Raw genomic sequence first — 20912 nt, forward strand, 5'->3', positions numbered from 1 at the left:
AAGAGGAGGTTTTGGAAGAAGTGATCAACAGATTAAGAGATAGCATCGTGGCGAGTATCGATAAAGAGTATGAAGGAATTATTCAAAGGGTATTGAAGAGGGAGATCACGCCCAGTATTGCGGCTAAATTGTTGGTGAAAACTTTAATTAATAAATAACGTAAATTAAATCATGTTTAAAAAAGATGAATTGAATAGATTAAAGGCCATAGTGAAAGATTGGAAGGATGAAGTAAGTAGGAAAGGTTTGGATAAAAAGATAGAGGCTATGACATTATCGGGAATACCATTAAACTTGATCTACACACCCTGTGACATTGAAAATTTTGATTATATGAATGATCTGGGCTTGCCCGGAGAGTATCCATTCACAAGAGGCGTATACTCAACGATGTATAGAGGTAGATTGTGGACTTTAAGAGAGTATGCAGGTTATGGTACTGCTGAAGAAACGAACCGTAGATTCAAGTATCTATTAGAGCATGGGCAGACGGGATTGAGCGTGGCTTTCGACCTCCCTACACAGATAGGCTATGATTCTGATCACCCCATGGCTATACCAGAAGTAGGTAAGGTCGGTGTAGCGGTATCTACGTTGAAGGATATGGAGGTGCTCTTCGATGGTCTACCGATAGGTGATATAAGCACATCATTTACCATCAACGCTACAGCCCCACAGATACTAGCCATGTACTTTATAATCGGCTTAAAGCAGGGTGTGCAATTGGATAGGGTTCAGGGCACGGTCCAGAACGATATTTTAAAAGAGTATGCAGCACGTAATACCTACATATATCCTCCACAACCGTCGATGAAGTTGGTGGTGGATATAATCGAGTACTGCTCGAAAAATGCACAGAGGTTCAATAGTATAAGTATTAGTGGTTACCATATCAGAGAGGCCGGTGCAAATGCCATCCAAGAGCTCGCCTTTACCTTCGCCAACGCTATGGCTTATGTGAAAGCAGCTATAGATAGAGGTTTACCGGTGGATAGTTTTGCACCGAGGCTTTCATTCTTCTTCGGTTGTCATAATGACTTTTTTGAAGAGATCGCGAAGTTTAGAGCTGCAAGGAGGGTATGGGCGAAGATCATGAAGGAGCGTTTCGGCGCACGTGATCCGAGATCGATGCTATTAAGGTTCCATACTCAAACGTGTGGATGCACTTTGACGGCACAGCAGCCAGAAGTCAACATCATAAGAGTTACATTACAGGCGCTGGCTGCGGTATTGGGAGGGACTCAATCCTTACATACCAACTCCTACGATGAAGCGTTGGCCTTACCGTCTGAGCATGCGGTGAGGCTTGCGATACGAACTCAGCAGGTAATAGCCCACGAAAGCAACGTTGCTAATACGGTAGATCCATTGGCAGGATCGTACTATGTAGAGTACTTAACGAATGAGATTGAGAAGCGTGTATGGGATTACCTGCAAAGGATCGAAGAGATGGGAGGGGCCATAATCGCCATAGAGAGGGGATTTTACCAAAGAGAGATAGCGGAGAGCGCCTATAGGTATCAAAGGGAGATAGAAAAGAAGGATAGGATCGTGGTCGGTGTTAATGAATTTATAACCGAAGAGGTAAAGATCAAGGAGTTATTAAAGGTGGATCCAGTATTGAGAGAGAAACAGATTGAGAGATTGAGAAGGGTGAGGAGTGAAAGGGATCAGAGTAAAGTAAGAGAGACGTTAGAGGATTTAAGGAGGGCTGTCGAGAGAGGAGAAAATGTCATACCATATATGATGAAAGCATTGAATAGTTATGCAACCTTGCAGGAGACTACAGAGGTTCTTAAAAGTGTATACGGTGAATATAAACCCAGGGGTTGGTGATATGATAAAGAAGATCGATCACATAGGAATAGCTGTAAAGAGCTTGAGTAATGCTCTAAGCCTCTATAAAGATACACTGGGGTTGGAGCTTAAGGGTATAGAGGAGATCGAAGAGCAGAAGGTAAGAGTGGCGATCATTCCGATAGGTGATAGTAAGATCGAGCTCATCGAGCCTATGGGAGACGATAGCCCCATCAAAAGGTTTATAGATAATAGAGGTGAGGGGATTCACCACATAGCCCTAGAAACCGATAATATTGTCCATATGTTGAAAAGTTTGAAAGAGAAAGGTTATAAGTTAGTAGATGAAGAGCCACGTGTCGGTGCAAGTAAAGCGAAGATCGCATTCATTCACCCCAAGAGTACGATGGGTACTCTAATAGAACTCTGTGAACATTAACGAATAAAATCTCGTAATTTAACATTAACGAATCTATAAAAACATCTAAAAAGTTTCGAATGATAGAAGAATTTTAGATTACAAAGCATCATCAGAAATAATGTTAAAATAACCGATCCACTACAACTATGTGGATAACTATGAATAGGTTGGTTTTCTTCATATCGAGTAAGGTTTTAGAAGATTATGTGAAGGATGATTATAGAGTGAATGGGTACATCGATCACGATCGAAATCTAAATCTTAATTTCAATAAAAGGATATACAGATGTAAAGGTAAATCGATCTCTATTGAAGTGATGAGAAAGGTAAGGATCACATGACAGATAGCCAAAGATGGTGAACATTTTGGACCCCCTTACACTTGCTATCAACGCCGCCATAATCTCCTTCCTACTACTGATAGTAGTAAGTATGGGTGTTGTATCGCTCATAACGTTGATAAATAGAGTGTTGAAGATCTTTGCAAAATCGGAGGCAAAGTAGATGGTAGATCTTACTCAAATCTTCCCAGGGATTTCTACACTCTTTACATCCAACCCGACGATCACACTGGGTCGAATAATTCTCATAATAATAGGCATGGTACTGGCATGGAGCGGTTATAAGAGGGTAACGGAGCCCCTCATCCTGATACCCATGGGGATGGGGATGGTCTTCGCCAATAGTGCTTTCCTCATCTTACCCCCTTACCCCCCGCTTTCAGGAGGTTTGGGTACACCACACCTAAACCCCTTGGTGGGAGCCGATATGACCGATCCATCACGGGCAGCGACCGAAATCGTAACCGCGCTTACCCTCTACTGGTTACAACCGATATATGAGCTCATGTTTTTAAATGGGCTCATAGCATGTCTGGTCTTTATGGGTATTGGTGCGATGACCGATCTCGACTTCTTCATAGCAAAACCTCTCTCGAGCTTCTTCTTGGCGATATTCGCCGAGCTCGGTACAATCCTAGTTCTACCTCTGGCAGTCGCCCTTGGCTATAGCCTCCCTGAAGCTGCAAGTATAGCTATCATAGGCGGAGCTGATGGTCCTCTAGTACTATTCACCTCACTAAAGCTGGCCCCATCTCTATTCGTCCCAATCACGGTCATCACGTACCTTTACCTAAGTATACTCTACGTATTTCAAGGGAGGCTGAATCGAATGACCATACCTCTGAAGATGAGGAGTGTAGTTATGGATCCGAGAGAAATTAGGAAGGTGAGTAAAGTGGAGAAGGTACTCTTTGATATTATCGCAGGGGGCTTGCTATGCCTCCTCTTTCCAGCAGCCTCACCATTGATAGCATCCTTCTTCTTGGGGAATATCTTGAAGGAGGCCGAGGTTGAGAGGTTGAAGAGGTTCTTAGATGATGTAGTCTTGAATGGTTCCACACTCTTCCTAGGCTTCACTCTTGGTATACTCTTAACACCAGATGTGATCTTCGATCCCAAGATCATAGGAATGCTGGTACTAGGGATAACCGCTCTGATCCTCTCCAGCATAGGCGGGAGTATAGGGGGTATCTTGATCTTTTATCTAAGTAAGGGTAAGATCAACGCATTGTTAGGGCCAGCAGGGGTGTCTTGTGTACCTACGACGGCCAAGATAGCCCAGTATGAGGCGCAGAGGATAAACAAGAGGAATATAATTTTACCATTCGCCATGGGCCCCAATATAGCGGGTGTATTGACTACAGCTATACTATCCGCTACCTATATAGCGATAATCCCCACACTCTAACTAAAAAAGAAAAGATGAGATAAAGATAAGAATGAGATCTTTTGTAATATTCTTTGTTATTCGATAAGCATTAAGACATGGCCAGACTCTACATCCTCTCCCTCTTTGACCTTTATCTCTTTCACCACACCGGAAGAACTTGGATATATATCGATCTCCATCTTCATCGACTCTAAGACCAGAACCGATGTGTTTTCATCCACTCTATCTCCAACCTTCACATTTATCCTCAACACCTTTCCGGATAAAGGTGATGTAACTTCTTCCAAATGGATCCCCATCTTCCTATATCCTCATACATTTTAAATTTTATGCCGGTATGATACCATGCTTCTTCCTTAAATGAATCTCATATTTCTTCTTCAATAGCCTTAGTAAAGTCCTATAGAGTATACTTCGCGTCTCCTCTGGCAATATTACATCATCTATATGCCCTCTTGATGCAGCTTCGTACGGATTCGCCCACCTCTCTCTGTACTCTTCGACCAACCTTCTGATGAACGCCTCTCTCTCCTCCGGAGGTGTCGCCTCTATCTCTTTTCTGTATATGATCTCTATCGCACCCTCTGGCCCCATCACCGCGATCTCAGCCGTAGGGTAAGCGTATACTACATCGGCACCCAACAATCTACTACACATCGCTATATACGCACCACCGTACGCTTTTCTCACAATGACCGTTACCTTCGGTACGGTAGCCTCACTATAGGCGTATATGACCTTCGCACCATGCCTAATGATCCCTCCATGCTCCTGCTTTGTACCTGGCATGTAACCGGGAGTATCTACGAATGTGAATAGGGGGATGTTGAATGTGTTGCAGAACCTTATGAATCGTGATATCTTATCGGAAGAGTCTATATCGAGGACCCCTCCTAAAAACTTCGGCTGATTTGCTACTACACCCACGCTATGACCGCCCAGCCTTGCGAACCCTACGACAGCATTCGGAGCAAAATCCTTATGAACTTCGAGGAAGGTATCCCTATCGAATACCCTATTGATCAATGCTTTCACATCGTAAGGCTTTCTTTGATCCTCGGGTACGAGTCGATTCACTTCAGGATCGATTCTATCGACAGGGTCATCGGTTTGAATGAATGGTGGATCTGAGAGTGCATTATTTGGCAAGTACGATACCAATCTACGTACCAGCTGCATCGCCTCCAGATCATTCTTCGCTACATGTGTCGCAACACCACTCCTCGTAGCATGTATAGCTGGTCCCCCTAACTCTTCGGGCGTCTTATCTTCACCCGTCACACTCTTTACAACCCTCGGCCCCGTAATGAACATGTAACTGACCTTCTCCACCATGATGATAAAGTCCATTAGGGCAGGGCTGTAACAGGCACCTCCCGCACATGGCCCCATGATGACTGCGATCTGGGGTATATATCCAGATGCCATCACATTATTGTAGAATACGCCTCCCAACGCCGTTAAACTGTGAACACCCTCCTGTATTCTCGCTCCCCCAGAATCGTAGAGCCCGATTATGGGCAGACCCATCTTCACCGCCAACTCTATCATTCTACTTATCTTATTGAGATGGGTAACGCCCATCGATCCTCCCATGAAGGTAAAGTCTTCAGCAAATACAATAACCCCTCTACCATCGATCGTACCATAGCCCGCTACTACACCATCGCCCAATTGTTCCAACTTCTGTAGATCGATCGTAGAGTTGTATGGAACGACGTAGTTGAGCATGGGTAAGAAGGATCCAGGATCTAACAGGGCATTTATCCTTTCGATTGCAGAGAGCTTACCTTTACTATGTTGGACATTGGCTCTTTCTTCAATATTCTTCTTCAATCGCTCCCTTAACGACTTAAGACCCTCTATTTTACTATCGCTCATATCTTATCTCATAAGAAGATAAAATATTAAAGTTTTCCAAAGGGCGAAGGTAAGAGTGTAGTAATGCTGGCTCTTGACTCGATGATCAAGATATGGCATCATGTAATTTAGGGAGATGTTAAATGATAGATCGTTACGAGCGTGGTAAAAGTGGTAAAAATGGTAAAAAGTGGTAAAAGAAGAGAAAGGTGCTAAAGGTGCTTAAGGCTATTAAGAATGAGCAGATCGTTCGAGGAGGATGAGTCTTTTCCTCAACTCCAATACCCTATTTCTGGTCACAAGATATGTAGCTAAGAGTACCTTAAGGGAATCGCCTAAGATGAAGGGTAATAGACCTTTCACGATCGCAGCGATGATAGAGTCATAGATCGTCATATTTAATGTTAACTTTATAAAGATGGCTAAGTGAATGATGCCGAAGAGGTATATTATCAGAGTGCCAATAGTAAAACCGATCAAGGCCTTCCTATGATCTATACCCTTCTCTAAAACCTTCCCCATTACAAATGCACCGAATATGAATCCTATTAAGTATCCACCAGTCGGTCCGATCATCGCTTGAGGGCCATGAATACCTCCCAGAGGTGCAGATAGGCCTGATACTCTCATGCCCAAGTATATAAGCTGGCTCAAGGCAGCCCTTTTACCACCTAACAATGCGCCAGCGATATAGATGAAGAAGGTCTGTAAAGTAATGGGGACTGGGTAGATTGGTATAGATATGAGTGCACCTATCGCAGTAAGTGTTGCGAATAGAGTACTTAAAGCGAGGTCGAATGCCCTCATCTTCATCTAATACTCACATCACAAGATGAAAATTTCATCAATTCACCACCATCCGCCACTACCAATAGTGAGCCATCATCAGCGATATCGATCGCAAAACCCTCTATCACTTTACCATTCGAAAACACTTTGACACGCCTATTCAGGGTGATATCAAAGTATTTCCACTTCGTTAATATCTCATCTTTATCGAATCTAAAGCAAATATCTTCAACACCTCTAATTATATTCACAAGTAGATCCTCCCGATCCACCCTTCTACCGAGTTCATCCATTAGACTCGTTACGGAGCCCCTTAAATCGATGGGGAATTCTTGAAGATCGACATTTACATTGATACCGATTCCAATTATAATACGATCTCTCATCGACTCTCCCAAAATTCCGCACACCTTTTTATTATTTACAATCACATCATTCGGCCATTTCAAATGTGCATCTAAACCCAACCTCCTTATAGCTTCCACAACGGCTATTCCAGCCATCAGATTATATAATGCCAATGGTACGTGAGATTCATTATGGAGTGGTCTTATCACGATTGAAAACCAGAGGCCTCCGTAGGGAGATATCCATACCCTTCCCCTCCTCCCTCTACCACTCTCCTGCCTCTCAGCAATTACAAGAAGACCGTAACCCGCCGATCTTCTAGCGACATCGTTCGTCGAATCGACAGATTCATAGTAGAGTATCTTCTGGATTAACTTCGATCCTCTCAATAGGAATTTAATCTTATCTAAATCTAGATTCATTATTCAGATTCGATCTTTATAATATCATGAATATCATCATATATCTAACGAAAAAAGCTGAACGGTTATCTTCTTAACACCCTCTTTACGAGCTCGGGTACATCCATTGGCCTCTCAGCGACCTCTACCCCAACATCTCTGAATGCCTTTACCTTGCTCATCGCGGTACCGCTACCTGCAGATATAATCGCACCGGCATGTCCCATACGCTTACCCTCGGGTGCAGTCCTTCCCGCTACGTACGCGACGACCTTCTTCTTTATCTCTTTACCTATGATCTGGGCAGCCCTCTCTTCAGCATCCCCTCCTATCTCACCTATCAATACCACCGCCTCGGTTTCGTCATCCTTTTCAAAGAGTCTCAGTACATCGATGAAGGTTAAGCCCGTGATCGGGTCTCCACCGAGCCCTATCACGGTACTCTGCCCTATCCCCGCCTTTGTCAATTCCCAAGCTATCTCATAAGTTAATGTACCACTCCTCGATGCTATGCCTATCGGCCCCTTCTTGTAGACGAACCCCGGCATTATCCCCACCTTCGCCTCCCCTGGGCTTATGATCCCCGGGCAATTCGGACCTATAATTACCGAGCCCCTCTCTTTCGCACTACGTACAAACTTCATCGTATCATTGGGCGGTATACCCTCCGTTATCACTACGATGAGCTTTATCCCTTCATTTATAGACTCCATCACAGCATCATAAGCAGCGATTGCGGGTACAAAGATTATAGAGGTATCTACGTTGTGTAGATCCCTTGCTTCAGCGACCGTATCGTAGACTGGTATACCATCCACACGACCACCCCCTCTACCGGGTGTTACACCAGCCAGCACTTTTGTCCCATACTCCAGCATGAGCTTCGCGTGAAAACTACCCTGCCTCCCCGTTATCCCCTGCACCACTACTCTATTTTCACGATTTAAGAGTATGGTCATCTGTTGCTGCTCACCTGCCTGATCACATTCTTAACGGCATCATCGATGGATGTGAACGTATTGATACCGATCTCTCTTAATATCCTCTGCCCCTCTTCTTCATTCGTACCACTCAACCTCACCGTCAACGGTTTTGTAAACTTCAAATCTTCATACACCTTCTTTATACCTCTTGCAACTTCATCACACCTCGTAATCCCTCCCAGTATATTTATCAGGATCGCCTTCACCCGAGGATACTCGATAAGAGGTGTCAATGCCCTTGCGAACTCTTCTGCAGATGCGCCACCTCCTACATCCAAGAAGCAAGCGGCCTTCGCACCGTAGTATGTGAGTACATCTATCGTGGCCATCGTCAGACCAGCACCATTCCCTATCACACCTATATCACCACCCAGATCTACCAGCCTAACTCCCTTCGATTTTGCGAGGCGCTCGAGCTCCGTACTCTCGGGCATCCTCTTTAAGGACAACTCTTGAAATTCCTTATGCCTAAATAGTGCATCATCTACGATATTGAGCCTCGCATCGGCGATTATAAGCTCTCCAGCATCTGTAATGGCGAGGGGGTTCGATTCTACGAGCTCCGCATCCAACTCTTCATAAATCTTATACATCTTTACAGCGATATCTGAGAATGTAATTAATTGCTTCTCTCTCAATCCGATCTTCTGTGCGACCTTTCTCGCCTGAAATGGCACAATACCGAATCGGGGATCTATGTGCAGCTTCACTATAGACTCTGGATGCTCCTTCGCCATTTCTTCAACATCCATACCACCCATACTACTCGCGATCATCACCGGCAGCCCTTCCGACCTATCGATAGTCACAGCGATGAACAACTCCTTCACGATATTCAACTTCTTCTCAACGAGTACGCTCTCCACACTTTCATCTTTAATCTTTAATGAAAATAGAGCACTTGAGATGCTCCTAACTTCATCCAACGTCGATGCACTCTTTATCCCTCCCGCCTTCCCCCTCCCTCCTACGAGTACTTGGGCCTTCAGCATGACGGGTAACCCTATCTTCTCCGCTACAGATACCGCTTCATCGACACTCTTAGCTATAGAGCCCTGTGGTATCGGTAGACCGTAAGATTTCATCACATTCTTTGCTTCATATTCAAATAGCTTCATAGAGATCCTATCACACCTATTATGCCCTTCTTCGCCAACTCAAGGATCTCCTCATTCTTGTAACCCAACTCATTTAATATCTCAATTGTGTGTTGGCCGAGCAACGGAGGTGGTCTAGATACTTCACCCTTAGTTTCGGATAGCTTCGGCACAATGCCAAACAACTTTATCTTACCGAGAGTTTTATGCTCCACCTCTACAAAATCCCCACGCTCTTTCAAATGTGGATCATCTACAAGTTTATCTATGGTATTTATGGGGCCCGCCGGTATCTCCGCATTCCAAAGTATCTCCAACCATTCTTTGGATGTCTTCTGCTTGAATACTTCGCTCAGTATACTTGCCAATGCTTCTCTATTTTGAGGTATTATACGTTCAGCATTCGTCTTAAACCTTGGATCGTTCATCAGATCCTCTCTATTTATCGCTCTGCAGAGCCTGCTCCAAAGCTCTTCGTTGAGTGCTGCTACCAGAATCTCACCATCCTTCGTCGGAAAAGGTTCATAAGGTGCCATTATCGGATACTTGTTGCCGAACCTCTTGGTAATTATGCCAGAGACTGTATAGATCGATAACCATTGGCTTACCGATGCTACACCAGACTCTAACAAGGATACATCGATCCTCTGCCCTCTACCCGTCTTCTCTCTTGCGTACAATGCCAAAAGGATCGAGATCGCCGCATAGAGCGCTGTGAGTATATCTGTAATCGGTACACCGACCCTTAACGGAGGGCCGTCCGGCTCTCCCGTCACAGACATCAGACCACACATACCTTGAATTATAAAGTCGTAACCTCCCAACCTACTGTATGGCCCCGTCTGCCCGAATCCGGATACGGAGCAGTAGATGAGCTTAGGGTTTACCTTGCTGAGCTCCTCATAAGATAACTTGAGCCTCTCCATAACCCCTGGCCTAAAGTTCTCAATAAGTACATCACTCCTCTCCGCAAGTTTGAGGATTATCGCCCTACCCTCCTCACTCCTTATATCAAGCGCGATACTCCTCTTATTGCGATTGTAATTCAAAAAGTATGGACTCTCTCCCTTTACCAGCGTACCCCAATGCCTCGCATCATCACCAACCTTCGGCCTTTCAACCTTTATTACATCGGCACCCATATCACCTAATATCATACCACACATCGGGCCTGCGATCGCCGTACCGAATTCGATGACCTTTATATTCGATAAAGGCCCACTCATACCACGAATTAAACTCGCGATTTATTTAAATATTTGTGAAGAGCTCTATAGCAAGTAGCACGTAGAGTCGAAGTAAAAAGGATCGAAGGAAAGTCTCGGATTCGTCATCGATCGTCCTCAAGATCATTATAAATAAGGTTAAATCTAACTATCGACTCGTTCTAGTACTTTCACGCTCAGAAGGTAAATCAAAATATGTTAAGACTTTTGCTAATGTTACCTTGTAAATCATGACTTTTCAGGTGTTTGCACACAGATTTCAAACGGATCCTTTATTCCGACCCTCCACAATTCTAAATTCTAAATGGATATCGGCTGAATGAACCTTCTAATATAGGATACCGATATCACTCGAATGCTCATACATAATTTCTCTGCGACCGAGTTGAACTAGTAGATTTCTGCCTTTGAATCGAATCTATGCACACCATCCTTTTTGATAGCCTAATTTCATTAGAATTCTATGTAACATCCTCCATAACCTTCTAACGGCCAAACCTTTCTACTCCTCGCCCGTGAATACTCTCCTTACGTATCTAGATACGTAAAGCATCCTCAAGTAACAACTTCATCAGATTGAGGTTATTAGGTTAAATTCAGCTTTATCTCTTTATCCCTAAAAGCTCTCTAGCCTCACTCGGTGTCGCTATCTCTAGACCCAGCTCCTTCGCTATTCTAACTACTTTAGCGACCATTTCGGCATTACTCTTAGCCAAGACGCCCTTGGCCAAGTAAATATTATCTTCCATACCAGTCCTAACATCACCACCTAAAATCATACCGAGGGTGAGTAATGAGAAGTGAGGTCTACCTACCACTATCGCATTCCACCTACAGTTTTGAGGTAAGGCCTTTACCATCCACATCAGATTTTCCGGTGTCGCTGGAATCCCTCCTTTAACACCCAACACCAACCCAAACCTCAACGGCTCCTTCAGCAAACCTTTCTCGAGCAACTCCAATGCAAGATCGATGTGGCCTATATCATAACATTCGAGCTCCGGCTTTATATTCCTCTCGAGCATCATCCTAGCAATCCTCTCCACATCGGATGGAGGGTTGAGGAATATACCATCACGGAATGTCATCGTGGCGACGTTCAATGAAGCGGACTCCGGGTTTAACTCAAGCGCACATAACCTCTGCTCCATCGAGATGCCATATGGACCGCCCCCACCTGTTGTGAGTTGAATGACCATATCACACCTCTCTCTAATCCTCTCTATAACTTCACGGTATAAATTAACATCTGGATATGGACCCTTGGTCTTCACATCTCTCACATGTATATGAGCGACGGAGGCTCCAGCTTCATAAGCCTTGACAGCTTCATTAGCGATCTCTTCTGGAGTTATCGGCACATTCGGATTCTTCTGCCATTGAGGGCCCGAGCCCGTTGGTGCGACGGTAACGATTATCTTCACATTGAAATACTTGGTCTGATATCTATTTAAATCTTCTTCATCTCTCTAAAAATAGAGGAAGAAGTTTTGAATCCAGTCGGCTTTTAGATTATCCTAAGGATGAATCAAAAGGAGATCTAATAAAATATTTGATAGATTTAACCATGGTTGTAGAAGTTTTAGACCAAAATTTGATGGTTAGCGCCCTGGCCGGGATTTGAACCCGGGTCGGAGCGGTGACAGCGCCCCATACTAGACCGGACTGTACGAATCTTCGTATATCGATTCTCTATACTACCAGGGCCCAAAATTTAAAGGGTGTCATTGACTTTATTAATTTATCGGGAAAAATTACACCGCCTTACTCAATAGACTTCAATTAAATGCAGTACCATAAAAAATATTGCAAGTATTATTGTAATGAGCCTCCGGTGTTAAAATACGATATGGCTGTCGGAAGGTCATACAAATACTTATTTCTATCATCGATAAGCCTCGTCGATGATGCGGGCTATAAACTTCAAGATCAAGTCTTGAAGAGAGGCTCAACTTATCCATATCTCGATATAGAAGTATGGTTCAGTATGTATTAAATTATGCTATAGACCACAAAGTAAAGAGCTTTTTAAGCTAAATTCTATGTATATAGAGAATTATTCAATGTGCCAGCGAATCTTATTCAAAATTCGATAAGATAAGTAATATGAATATATAGAAGATGGAGAAGAGAGAAGAATTATAATAAGAGACCTATGTAGAGAGAAAGAGTATGATATTAACATCTGCAGCAAATCTATCAAATTTGAATTGTATTGGGCAGAAATTAAACTCATGGATCATTCATGGATAAATGCTTCAATTTAGTAAAAGATTGTATGAGAGTATGGAGGATGGAGGGTAAGAGAAGGCTTTGAAGAAGAATGATCGATCATGAATAAAATGTATATTCGATAAGGATACATTAAAAGGTAAAGATGAAGAGATATTATAGGTATTGATCTCAACTTCAATAATATAACTACAGCATCAATGAAGGTATAACTAAGATAGATACAGATGTTATGAAAGTGCTATCAATCATAAAAAGATTATAGAGAAGATTCAGAGAGATTATGATAAAGCATCATACCAAAAAATTTACATATAATCAAAAAGCATGGTAAGAGAATGAAGAATAGAGTAATATTAGAGTTTGAATGCTCGTAAGAGCCTCATACCTATGTCAGATATTCGGTAGTATATCCTATAGCATGGCTGATCTGAAGGATAACTCACCCTGCCATCCTTATTCACATAATAACCACAGTAAGGATCAGAGATGATCAAATGTTGTTTTTCTAAAGACCATAAATGAGGTTCAATAATCTTTTCATCAAGACCGAGTTCATTAGCAATTTCGGACGGAGGAAGCCATCCCCACCATGGCGATTCTTCAAATTCACTTTCTAATAACTTAAGTATTTTATAACGGATTGGATCCCTGAATGAGTGAAACTGTTCCTCCCTCTCTTTAACCAATTTTCTATACTCGTTTACATACTCTTCAAACATCCTTTCCATCAAAACGTAAGGAGAGGAAGAGAGACAATTCTTAGAAAACCGAGTATATTCTTCTTGAGTTAAACTCTCACATATAATCAACTTCTTCGGTAAATCTCCTAACCATTCATGTACTAAAAATCCGTTATATCCATCTTTTATATACTCTGAGACTATGCCAGAAGGTGTTGAAATTACCAACCTTCCATTTAGTAAAGCTTTCATATGACTGATACCACTCTCTTCTATATTTCTATGAGGATAATACACGTGAACGACACTACCATCTTCTCCTAGTACCCGTACACCACCACCACCCACGTGACTGACACCATCTTTTTCTCGTATCTCTATAGAATCGTCTGGTATGTTTATCCAAAAATCAGAGCCAGAGACTAAATAATACGCTTTTTCTTCATCGAAATTCAAAATATAAGCAATCCTCTTGTTAGTTCTCTTAATTAAATCGTAAAATTTATCTAAAAACTCTTTCATGTATAAAACTCCAGAGAATAGATAAATTGAGTTGCTACTTCCATACTCTTCAACCACTTCTAACCACTCGAATGGTCTTTGGTGTGGACTTATCTCTTTAGCAAAAGTAAAGATTTTAGCATTTGAAGGGATTGTGGAAAAGTTTGAGAGAACTTCTCCACTTTTATTCCAGAACTCAAATTTTTCTATCAAATCTCCTTTTGCCTTACTTAAAGCCGCTTCTATCTTCCAATTTTCAATTTTATTAGCATTCTTAAGTATCTCAACATTTTGTCTCCAACCCGGTAACTCATTATCAAAAAGTTCTTTCAAATGCTTGTTTATCCACCTCTTGTGTACAGCACTTGAAACATACGAAATCTTTTCAGTATGATCCCGTCGGATTATGTCGGACATTTTCTGTCTTTGCCTTTCAGAAACTGCGTATATTCTATCAGCATAGTGTGAGGCTAACTCGGTTAAAGATAAGTATTCTCTTATCCCGGATATAAGCTCTTCTCTTAGTATTCCGGGTTTGAACTCTTCTGGTACTCCTCCATACAGACTTCGAATTCCATGCACATGAAAGAGTTTATGACCATGTGGTAAAAATGTGTGAATTGTAAGAACTATCTTTACTTCTTTATTAAAAGATAATGCTGGTTTGATGGCAAGGGCATTTATACTTTCTTGTAAATGCAGAATATCGAAGTTCAAACCCATCCTTCTCATAAGCTCCACCGCACCCTCTGAAAGCATATAACTTGTGAATAAAACCTGACCCTCATCCGCCCACCCATAAACTTCCAATCTCCTTATCCATTCCTCATTACCCTCTAAATCTGGATATAAGAAAAAGACCCTAGCTCTATTATTGACAGTATCAAATGGGTATTCAAAGACTCTCAATCTTACAGGATACCAATTGGAGTGAATTACCATCTCTATTCCTGTGTCTCGAAGCTTGTTCTCAATGATTATTGCTTTTACTTTTTTAGTGTGTATCTCGAGATCGTGCTTCATCTGCCTCGATTGATAAGGATAAAGAAGTGAGACTGAAATTAGAGGATAATTTTTTTCATAAGCCTGATGAGAAAAACATGCCATTAAACTACCTAATCCACCTTTTCCAGAGGATTTAAAGAGGCTATTCTCCATCGAGATATTAAGACAAACAGGTTCTTCCACGAGGAAGATTTAAGAAAAAATTCCATTTAAGCTTTTTTGAAAGAGGTACTGTTGGGAAGAGATGAATAAAATAGACAAAATTCAATAACTATCTTCGAGATGAATTCAGTCCATATTCACCGAACCTGTTATCTTAACCATCCGATAAGGTCGGATGGTTAAATATTTTAGTGACCCAAAAGCATAGAGGTAAGTGTGACGTGTTTACACATAGTAGTCGAAGGTGTGGTTCAAGGTGTAGGCTTTCGTCCCTTCATCTATAGGATAGCCACCAGTCTAAAACTTAAGGGTTATGTAAAGAATCTCGGTAACGGTACGGTTGAGATATTCGTCGATGGCGATGATAAAGCTTTAAGTTTATTTTTAGACGATCTTCAGCATAAGAAGCCACCACTAGCTAAGATATACAGAATGCAGGTTGAGAAGGTGAACACACCTGTTCGATTCGAAGGCTTCACCATACTCGAAAGCTCCAAGAACGGTAGTGAAGGTAGCTCTATAATACCTGCAGATGTATCCATATGTGACAGATGCTTAGATGAGCTCTATAACCCGAGTAATAGAAGGTATAGATACTTCTTTATAACCTGTACAGATTGTGGACCGAGGTTCACGATAATAAAGGATATGCCTTACGATAGGTATAACACGACGATGCACTCATTCACTATGTGTGATGAGTGCAGAGCTGAATATACGAACCCTCTCGATAGGCGCTTTCATGCCCAGACGGTGGCATGTAACAAATGTGGACCAAGAGTCTATTTAGTGAGTAGAGATGGTGAGTATTTAGAATGTAAAGACCCCATCGTCGAGGCTGCACGCCTTATAGATGAAGGCTATATCGTTGCGATCAAGGGCAATGGAGGTTTTCATCTGGCATCTGCAACGACAAACTCCGAGCCCATCAGAAGGCTCAGAAGGAGCAAGCATAGGGCACAGAAGCCATTCGCCATAATGGCTAGAGATTTAGCAACGGTGAAGGGCTTCGCCATAGTGACGAAGAAAGAAGAAGAGTTATTGACCTCGCCGATCAGACCGATCGTGCTCCTTAAGAAGAGTGATAATTACTACCTATCGGATGAGATAGCACCGGGCCTTCACAACATAGGTACGATGCTACCATACACAGGATTACATTCTCTGCTATTGAGCTCGACGAAGGAGCCCGCGTTGGTCATGACGAGTGCGAATCCATCGGGCGAGCCGATAATAATAGATAATGAAGAGGCAATTAAGAGGCTTTCAAATGATGTGGATTACTTCCTCATGCACGATAGGGAGATAGCGCAGAGGTGTGACGACTCTGTTGTGAAGGTCATAGGAGGGCAGCAATCTCTGTTAAGAAGGTCGAGAGGGTACGTTCCGGAGCCCATCGAAATGGGCTTTAAACCGAAGTATTCGGTATTGGGTTTAGGTGCTGAACTTAATGTAGCATCGTGTATAAATGTAGAGCATAGGGCGTATTTGACACAGCATATAGGCGATGTGGAGCATTACAATACCTACCTCTTTCTAAAGAATGCGGTGAAGCACCTCTCAAGACTCCTCAAAGCGGATATCTCAAAGATAGCCTGTGATCTACATCCAAACTATCTAACTACGAAGCTCGCAAAAGAGATGGTTGAAGAAAAGGGGTTGCAGCTCGTAAGAGTTCAGCACCACCATGCCCATATAGCATCGGTCATGGCGGAGCATGGTCTGGATGAAGCCATAGGGATATCTGTGGATGGGGCGGGTTATGGACCCGATGGAACGGTATGGGGGGGTGAAATCATCTACTGCGGGCACGGAGGGTTTAGGCGTATCGGGCACCTCCAAACCCATCCCATGCCCGGGGGCGATCTGGCTACGAAGTATCCAGTAAGGATGGCGGCAGCGATACTCTCACATTCGAATATTCACGAAGAATGGCTCAAATCGGTAGCGCATAGACTTCCTTATGGTTATAGAGAGGTTGAGGTCATACTTAAGATGCTCAAAACTCACCATAATCCTTTGACATCGAGTTGTGGCAGGGTTCTGGATAGCGTATCGGCGATACTCGGCATATGCTTCGAAAGGACTTACGAAGGCGAACCAGCCATGAAGCTCGAGGCAGCCGCCTATGGTGGTAAAGATGTCCTTGGGCTTAAACCACAGATCGAAGGTAATGTAATAAAGACATCCCCTCTTGTAGAGATGGTATTCGAATATTTGGGCAAATATAGAGTCAAAGATCTGGCATATTCGGCACAAGAATATATCGCTAGAGGTTTGGCCGAGCTCGCGGTGGATGTAGCTGATACCATGGATGTAAAGTGCGTAGCCCTTTCAGGAGGTGTAGCATATAACGAGCATATAACGAGTACCATTGGGAGGATCGTCGAGGATGCGAAGTTAAACTTTTATACGAATACGTTAGTTCCATGTGGAGATGGGGGCATATCGCTGGGCCAAGTGTTTATAGCCTGTCATACACCATGATGGAGGTGTTCGAAATTGTGCTTAGCCGTACCCGGTAAAGTCCTGAGCAAAGATGGCATACATGCCAAGGTCGATTTTGGTGGTGGTGTGGTGAGGGACGTGAATATCTCATTGGTTGAAGTCGATGTGGGGCAGTATGTAGTGGTCCATGCGGGCTTCGCCATACAGGTGATGAGCGAGGAGGAGGCGAAGAAGACGTTAGATCTCTGGAGGCAGATACTCGAGGAGGTTCGATACTGAGTTTGAAATTCACAGATTCAAGGATTGCAGATCTGATCGTAAGTAGGATCAGAGAGATGGGTTTGAACCTTAGAGTTATGCACGTATGTGGCACACATCAGGATACGATAGTCAAGAATGGCCTCGATGTACTCTTCGCCCGTTGCAATGTTGAGATGAGGCAAGGTCCCGGATGTCCCGTATGTGTTACACCACCGAAGGAGTTTGAAGAAGCTAAACTCTTAGCGAAGAAAGGTTGTATACTGACCGTATTCGGCGATGTGGTAAGGGTTCCGATCGAGGGTGGTTCGTTGGCAGATCTTAGGGGCGAGGGTTGTGATGTGAGGGTGGTTTATAGCGTAGAGGATGCCGTAAAGGTCGCTAAAAGTACGAATAAGAATGTCGTATTTATGGCCATAGGTTTCGAGACAACAGCACCCAGTACAGCATCAGTGCTGATAAATGAACCCCCAGAGAATTTTTACGTGCTTTCATGCCACAGGTATGTTCCTCCAGCCTTGGATGCACTCTTAAGTATGGGTGAATTAAAGCTCGATGGTCTGATCGATCCCGGACATGTGAGTACGATAATCGGCCTGAAGCCTTACGAAGTGTTGACCGCTAAGTATCGTATACCACAGGTCATAGCGGGGTTCGAGCCACTGGATCTCCTCATGGCCGTCTTTATGATAGCGAGGCAGCTGAGTAATGGTGAGGCCAAGGTTGAGAATGAATATACTCGCCTGGTCAGATATGAGGGGAATCAGAAAGCGCTAAGTATTATGAATAGCGCCTTTGAACCTTGTGATGTGGCATGGAGGGGCTTCGGTGTGATAAAAAATTCTGGGATGAAGATCAAAAAGGAGTTTCAAGGGCATGATGCAAGATTGGCCTTCGAGGATGAGCTCAAGGTTATTAGAGATAAGGAGTTCAAGGAGCCGGTTGGATGTAGATGTAGCGAAGTGATACGTGGACTCATCTATCCGCAAGAATGTCCGCTCTTCGGCAAAGTCTGCACACCGAATAGACCGATCGGCCCCTGCATGGTCTCTATAGAAGGCTCCTGTAATATCGAGTATAAGTACGGTAGATTAAGTCTGCGCTTTAACAGATCCTAGGTACTGGATCTCCTATTGGTGGAGGGATGATTCTCATCCCTCCCACCCTCGTCCTTAGTACTACTTCGCTAAATTCATCGGTAGCTTCACCTATGATTTCAGCCTCCTTTCCCTCTTCCGTTTCACGTAGAGCAGCCAAAACCTCATCGGCCTTCTCTTTAACTACACCGATTATCATCTTACCTTCATTACCAATTTCATAGGGATCTATTCCGAGCATCTCACATGCAGCCCTCACACCATCGTGGATAGGTACCTTATCCTCTTCGATAAGTATACCAACTTTAGACTTTTCACACCATTCATTCAAAGCATTAGCGAGACCTCCACGGGTAGGATCCTTCAGCGCTACCAACCCACCAACTTCGAGGATCTTCTTAACCACTTTATTCAAAGGTTTAACATCGGATAAAACCTTACTTTCAAAACCGTAACCCTCACGACTTGAGAGTACCGCTATACCATGGTCACCTATAGCGCCAGAGAGTATGATCTTATCACCACTCCTTAAATTCGAATCGAGGAGCCAGCGTGAGTTGAATGGTCTATAGCGCCTTACAACATCTATATTCCTATCCAGTAGCTCACTCCTCCTCCCTATACCCGATGTATTTATCACACACCTATCCAATGCACCCTTCTCAACGACCTTCGTGTCACCCGTTATAATGTACACACCAGCCTCTCTACAAGTATCCCTCATACTCTCGACGATCTTTATAAAATCGCTCAACGGGAAGCCCTCTTCGAGTATAAAGCCCGATGCCAAAGCGATCGGTTCAGCCCCGAGCATACATATATCGTTGATCGTCCCAGAGACCGCAAGCCTACCGATATCACCACCGGGGAAGAAGAGTGGTTTGACCGTGTGCGAATCGGTCTTTAAGACTATACCATCGACTACGGCCGCATCATCGAGCGCTTCAAGGGGTACTTCGGCACCACTACCACCCAAAAGGCGAAGAATCACCTGTTTGATCAGACTTTGCATTACGGAGCCTCCAGCACCATGGGCCATCGTAATTCTATCGGACAAACCAAACACCCCTTTGGTGATCGCTACTTTCTATCTCATCCATAGACTTAAGCTCTTCGACGAAATCCTAGCTATGTGAGAAGTCATCAAAATTCATCAAAGTCATCAAGGGTCGCCATCTTGTGAAGCGTACTATGATTTTTGGTGTGACATTCAGTGTCGGATTTCTGGAGAAAAAAATTATTTTTTCTCTGCAGAGTGGCACCAACCCAATAAAAAATCTAAAATCTTAATGGATCCCTAAAACCATTGTGAATTCATCTTGGATATTCGTGAAGAGAGAGTTTTAAGGCAATCTACCGTTTACATTTCTGAACCTCTCTTTCGGTATCTTCGATCTCCTTTAAGATTAACTCTATAACCTTCTCCACAGCCCTTTCGACCTTGGGTGATAACTTTGCACTTACTTCTAAAACCTCCGGCTCCACCCCTATGACCAATATATCTCTTGGGAGTTTATAGATTCCTACGAGCTCACCTATTCTGATCGAAGTGATCAGGTCGAGGTCGTGTGAAGATACCATTCTAAATCCTCTTTCTTCATCCATGACCTCACTCAAAGGGAATCTGTAGATCGTGCCGGGCTCCCCTCCAACCCTGACCGCATCGATGATGATCGCCCTTTCAGCACCTTCCAGAGCTTCAAGTATCCTTAAACCCCCGGTACCACATTCGTGAACCTCCACACCTTCTGGCATCTGAAGGTTACGGAGCCTATTCGCTATATAAACCCCTACACCCTCATCCCCCATCAGCAGGTTTCCTACACCGATTATCACTACGCGCTTCAAATCCCTTCAGACTAAAACTATACTG

At 43.4% G+C, this 20912-nt stretch carries 20 protein-coding genes and 1 tRNA gene; 9 read left to right on the forward strand and 12 right to left on the reverse strand.

The window, feature by feature from the left end:
- The first annotated feature begins 189 nt into the window (after positions 1-189).
- From NZ896_02005 to NZ896_02025, 5 genes are all read left to right on the forward strand, one after another.
- Positions 190-1836 (forward strand): methylmalonyl-CoA mutase family protein, encoded by a 1647-nt coding sequence (locus tag NZ896_02005; protein ID MCS7116225.1) that lies wholly within the window; start codon positions 190-192, stop codon positions 1834-1836.
- Positions 1811-2236: a methylmalonyl-CoA epimerase gene (mce, locus tag NZ896_02010; GenBank protein ID MCS7116226.1), complete on the forward strand. Its 426-nt coding sequence runs from the start codon at positions 1811-1813 to the stop codon at positions 2234-2236. Before NZ896_02005 ends, mce begins: the two co-directional genes overlap by 26 nt.
- Positions 2237-2376: 140 nt before the next feature.
- Positions 2377-2559 (forward strand): hypothetical protein, encoded by a 183-nt coding sequence (locus NZ896_02015; protein MCS7116227.1) that lies wholly within the window; start codon positions 2377-2379, stop codon positions 2557-2559.
- A gap of 25 nt (positions 2560-2584) precedes the next feature.
- Complete coding sequence (locus tag NZ896_02020; GenBank protein ID MCS7116228.1) at positions 2585-2722, forward strand: hypothetical protein; 138 nt, start codon at positions 2585-2587, stop codon at positions 2720-2722.
- Positions 2723-3967 carry a sodium ion-translocating decarboxylase subunit beta gene (locus NZ896_02025; GenBank protein ID MCS7116229.1) on the forward strand — a complete coding sequence of 415 codons (1245 nt, stop codon included), beginning with the start codon at positions 2723-2725 and terminating at the stop codon, positions 3965-3967.
- 56 nt (positions 3968-4023) lie between these two features.
- On the opposite strand, the gene NZ896_02030 is transcribed toward NZ896_02025, so the two are convergent.
- The 9 genes from NZ896_02030 to NZ896_02070 form a co-directional block, all read right to left on the reverse strand.
- Positions 4024-4236, reverse strand: coding sequence for a hypothetical protein (locus NZ896_02030; protein ID MCS7116230.1), 213 nt, complete (start codon positions 4234-4236; stop codon positions 4024-4026).
- 40 nt (positions 4237-4276) lie between these two features.
- Positions 4277-5830: an acyl-CoA carboxylase subunit beta gene (locus NZ896_02035; protein MCS7116231.1), complete on the reverse strand. Its 1554-nt coding sequence runs from the start codon at positions 5828-5830 to the stop codon at positions 4277-4279.
- A gap of 210 nt (positions 5831-6040) precedes the next feature.
- Positions 6041-6622 (reverse strand): biotin transporter BioY, encoded by a 582-nt coding sequence (locus NZ896_02040; protein ID MCS7116232.1) that lies wholly within the window; start codon positions 6620-6622, stop codon positions 6041-6043.
- On the reverse strand, positions 6619-7368 hold the full coding sequence (locus NZ896_02045; protein MCS7116233.1) for a biotin--[acetyl-CoA-carboxylase] ligase: 750 nt from the start codon (positions 7366-7368) through the stop codon (positions 6619-6621). Before NZ896_02045 ends, NZ896_02040 begins: the two co-directional genes overlap by 4 nt.
- A 65-nt stretch (positions 7369-7433) precedes the next feature.
- A complete protein-coding gene (gene sucD, locus NZ896_02050; protein MCS7116234.1) occupies positions 7434-8306 on the reverse strand; it encodes a succinate--CoA ligase subunit alpha in 873 nt (290 codons plus the stop codon).
- A complete protein-coding gene (gene sucC / locus NZ896_02055; GenBank protein MCS7116235.1) occupies positions 8303-9448 on the reverse strand; it encodes an ADP-forming succinate--CoA ligase subunit beta in 1146 nt (381 codons plus the stop codon). Before sucC ends, sucD begins: the two co-directional genes overlap by 4 nt.
- Positions 9445-10653 carry a CoA transferase gene (locus tag NZ896_02060; protein ID MCS7116236.1) on the reverse strand — a complete coding sequence of 403 codons (1209 nt, stop codon included), beginning with the start codon at positions 10651-10653 and terminating at the stop codon, positions 9445-9447. The genes sucC and NZ896_02060 overlap by 4 nt, the downstream gene beginning before the upstream one ends.
- A 602-nt stretch (positions 10654-11255) precedes the next feature.
- A complete protein-coding gene (locus NZ896_02065) occupies positions 11256-12077 on the reverse strand; it encodes a 3-keto-5-aminohexanoate cleavage protein (protein ID MCS7116237.1) in 822 nt (273 codons plus the stop codon).
- Positions 12078-12258: 181 nt separating this feature from the next.
- A tRNA-Asp gene (locus NZ896_02070) sits at positions 12259-12360 on the reverse strand.
- A 142-nt stretch (positions 12361-12502) separates the two neighbouring features.
- Here NZ896_02070 and NZ896_02075 point away from each other — a divergent pair.
- Positions 12503-12649 carry a hypothetical protein gene (locus NZ896_02075; protein MCS7116238.1) on the forward strand — a complete coding sequence of 49 codons (147 nt, stop codon included), beginning with the start codon at positions 12503-12505 and terminating at the stop codon, positions 12647-12649.
- A 592-nt stretch (positions 12650-13241) separates the two neighbouring features.
- On the opposite strand, the gene NZ896_02080 is transcribed toward NZ896_02075, so the two are convergent.
- Complete coding sequence (locus NZ896_02080; GenBank protein MCS7116239.1) at positions 13242-15257, reverse strand: glycogen/starch synthase; 2016 nt, start codon at positions 15255-15257, stop codon at positions 13242-13244.
- Positions 15258-15452: 195 nt separating this feature from the next.
- Here NZ896_02080 and hypF point away from each other — a divergent pair, with 195 nt between their 5' ends.
- From hypF to hypD, 3 genes are read left to right on the forward strand one after another with little or no spacing between them, the layout of a single operon-like run.
- Complete coding sequence (gene hypF / locus NZ896_02085; protein ID MCS7116240.1) at positions 15453-17723, forward strand: carbamoyltransferase HypF; 2271 nt, start codon at positions 15453-15455, stop codon at positions 17721-17723.
- A gap of 15 nt (positions 17724-17738) precedes the next feature.
- Positions 17739-17963 carry a HypC/HybG/HupF family hydrogenase formation chaperone gene (locus NZ896_02090; GenBank protein ID MCS7116241.1) on the forward strand — a complete coding sequence of 75 codons (225 nt, stop codon included), beginning with the start codon at positions 17739-17741 and terminating at the stop codon, positions 17961-17963.
- Positions 17964-17965: 2 nt separating this feature from the next.
- Positions 17966-19060: a hydrogenase formation protein HypD gene (gene hypD, locus NZ896_02095; GenBank protein MCS7116242.1), complete on the forward strand. Its 1095-nt coding sequence runs from the start codon at positions 17966-17968 to the stop codon at positions 19058-19060.
- Here hypD and hypE read toward each other — a convergent pair.
- Together hypE and NZ896_02105 are read right to left on the reverse strand one after the other, a co-directional pair.
- Complete coding sequence (gene hypE, locus NZ896_02100; protein ID MCS7116243.1) at positions 19047-20096, reverse strand: hydrogenase expression/formation protein HypE; 1050 nt, start codon at positions 20094-20096, stop codon at positions 19047-19049. The two genes, hypD and hypE, sit on opposite strands and share 14 nt — an antisense overlap.
- A gap of 296 nt (positions 20097-20392) precedes the next feature.
- Positions 20393-20887: a hydrogenase maturation protease gene (locus tag NZ896_02105; protein MCS7116244.1), complete on the reverse strand. Its 495-nt coding sequence runs from the start codon at positions 20885-20887 to the stop codon at positions 20393-20395.
- Positions 20888-20912: the final 25 nt, after the last annotated feature.

It is taken from the genome of Nitrososphaerales archaeon (assembly GCA_025058425.1).
Taxonomy (GTDB): Archaea; Thermoproteota; Nitrososphaeria; order Nitrososphaerales; family JANXEG01; genus JANXEG01.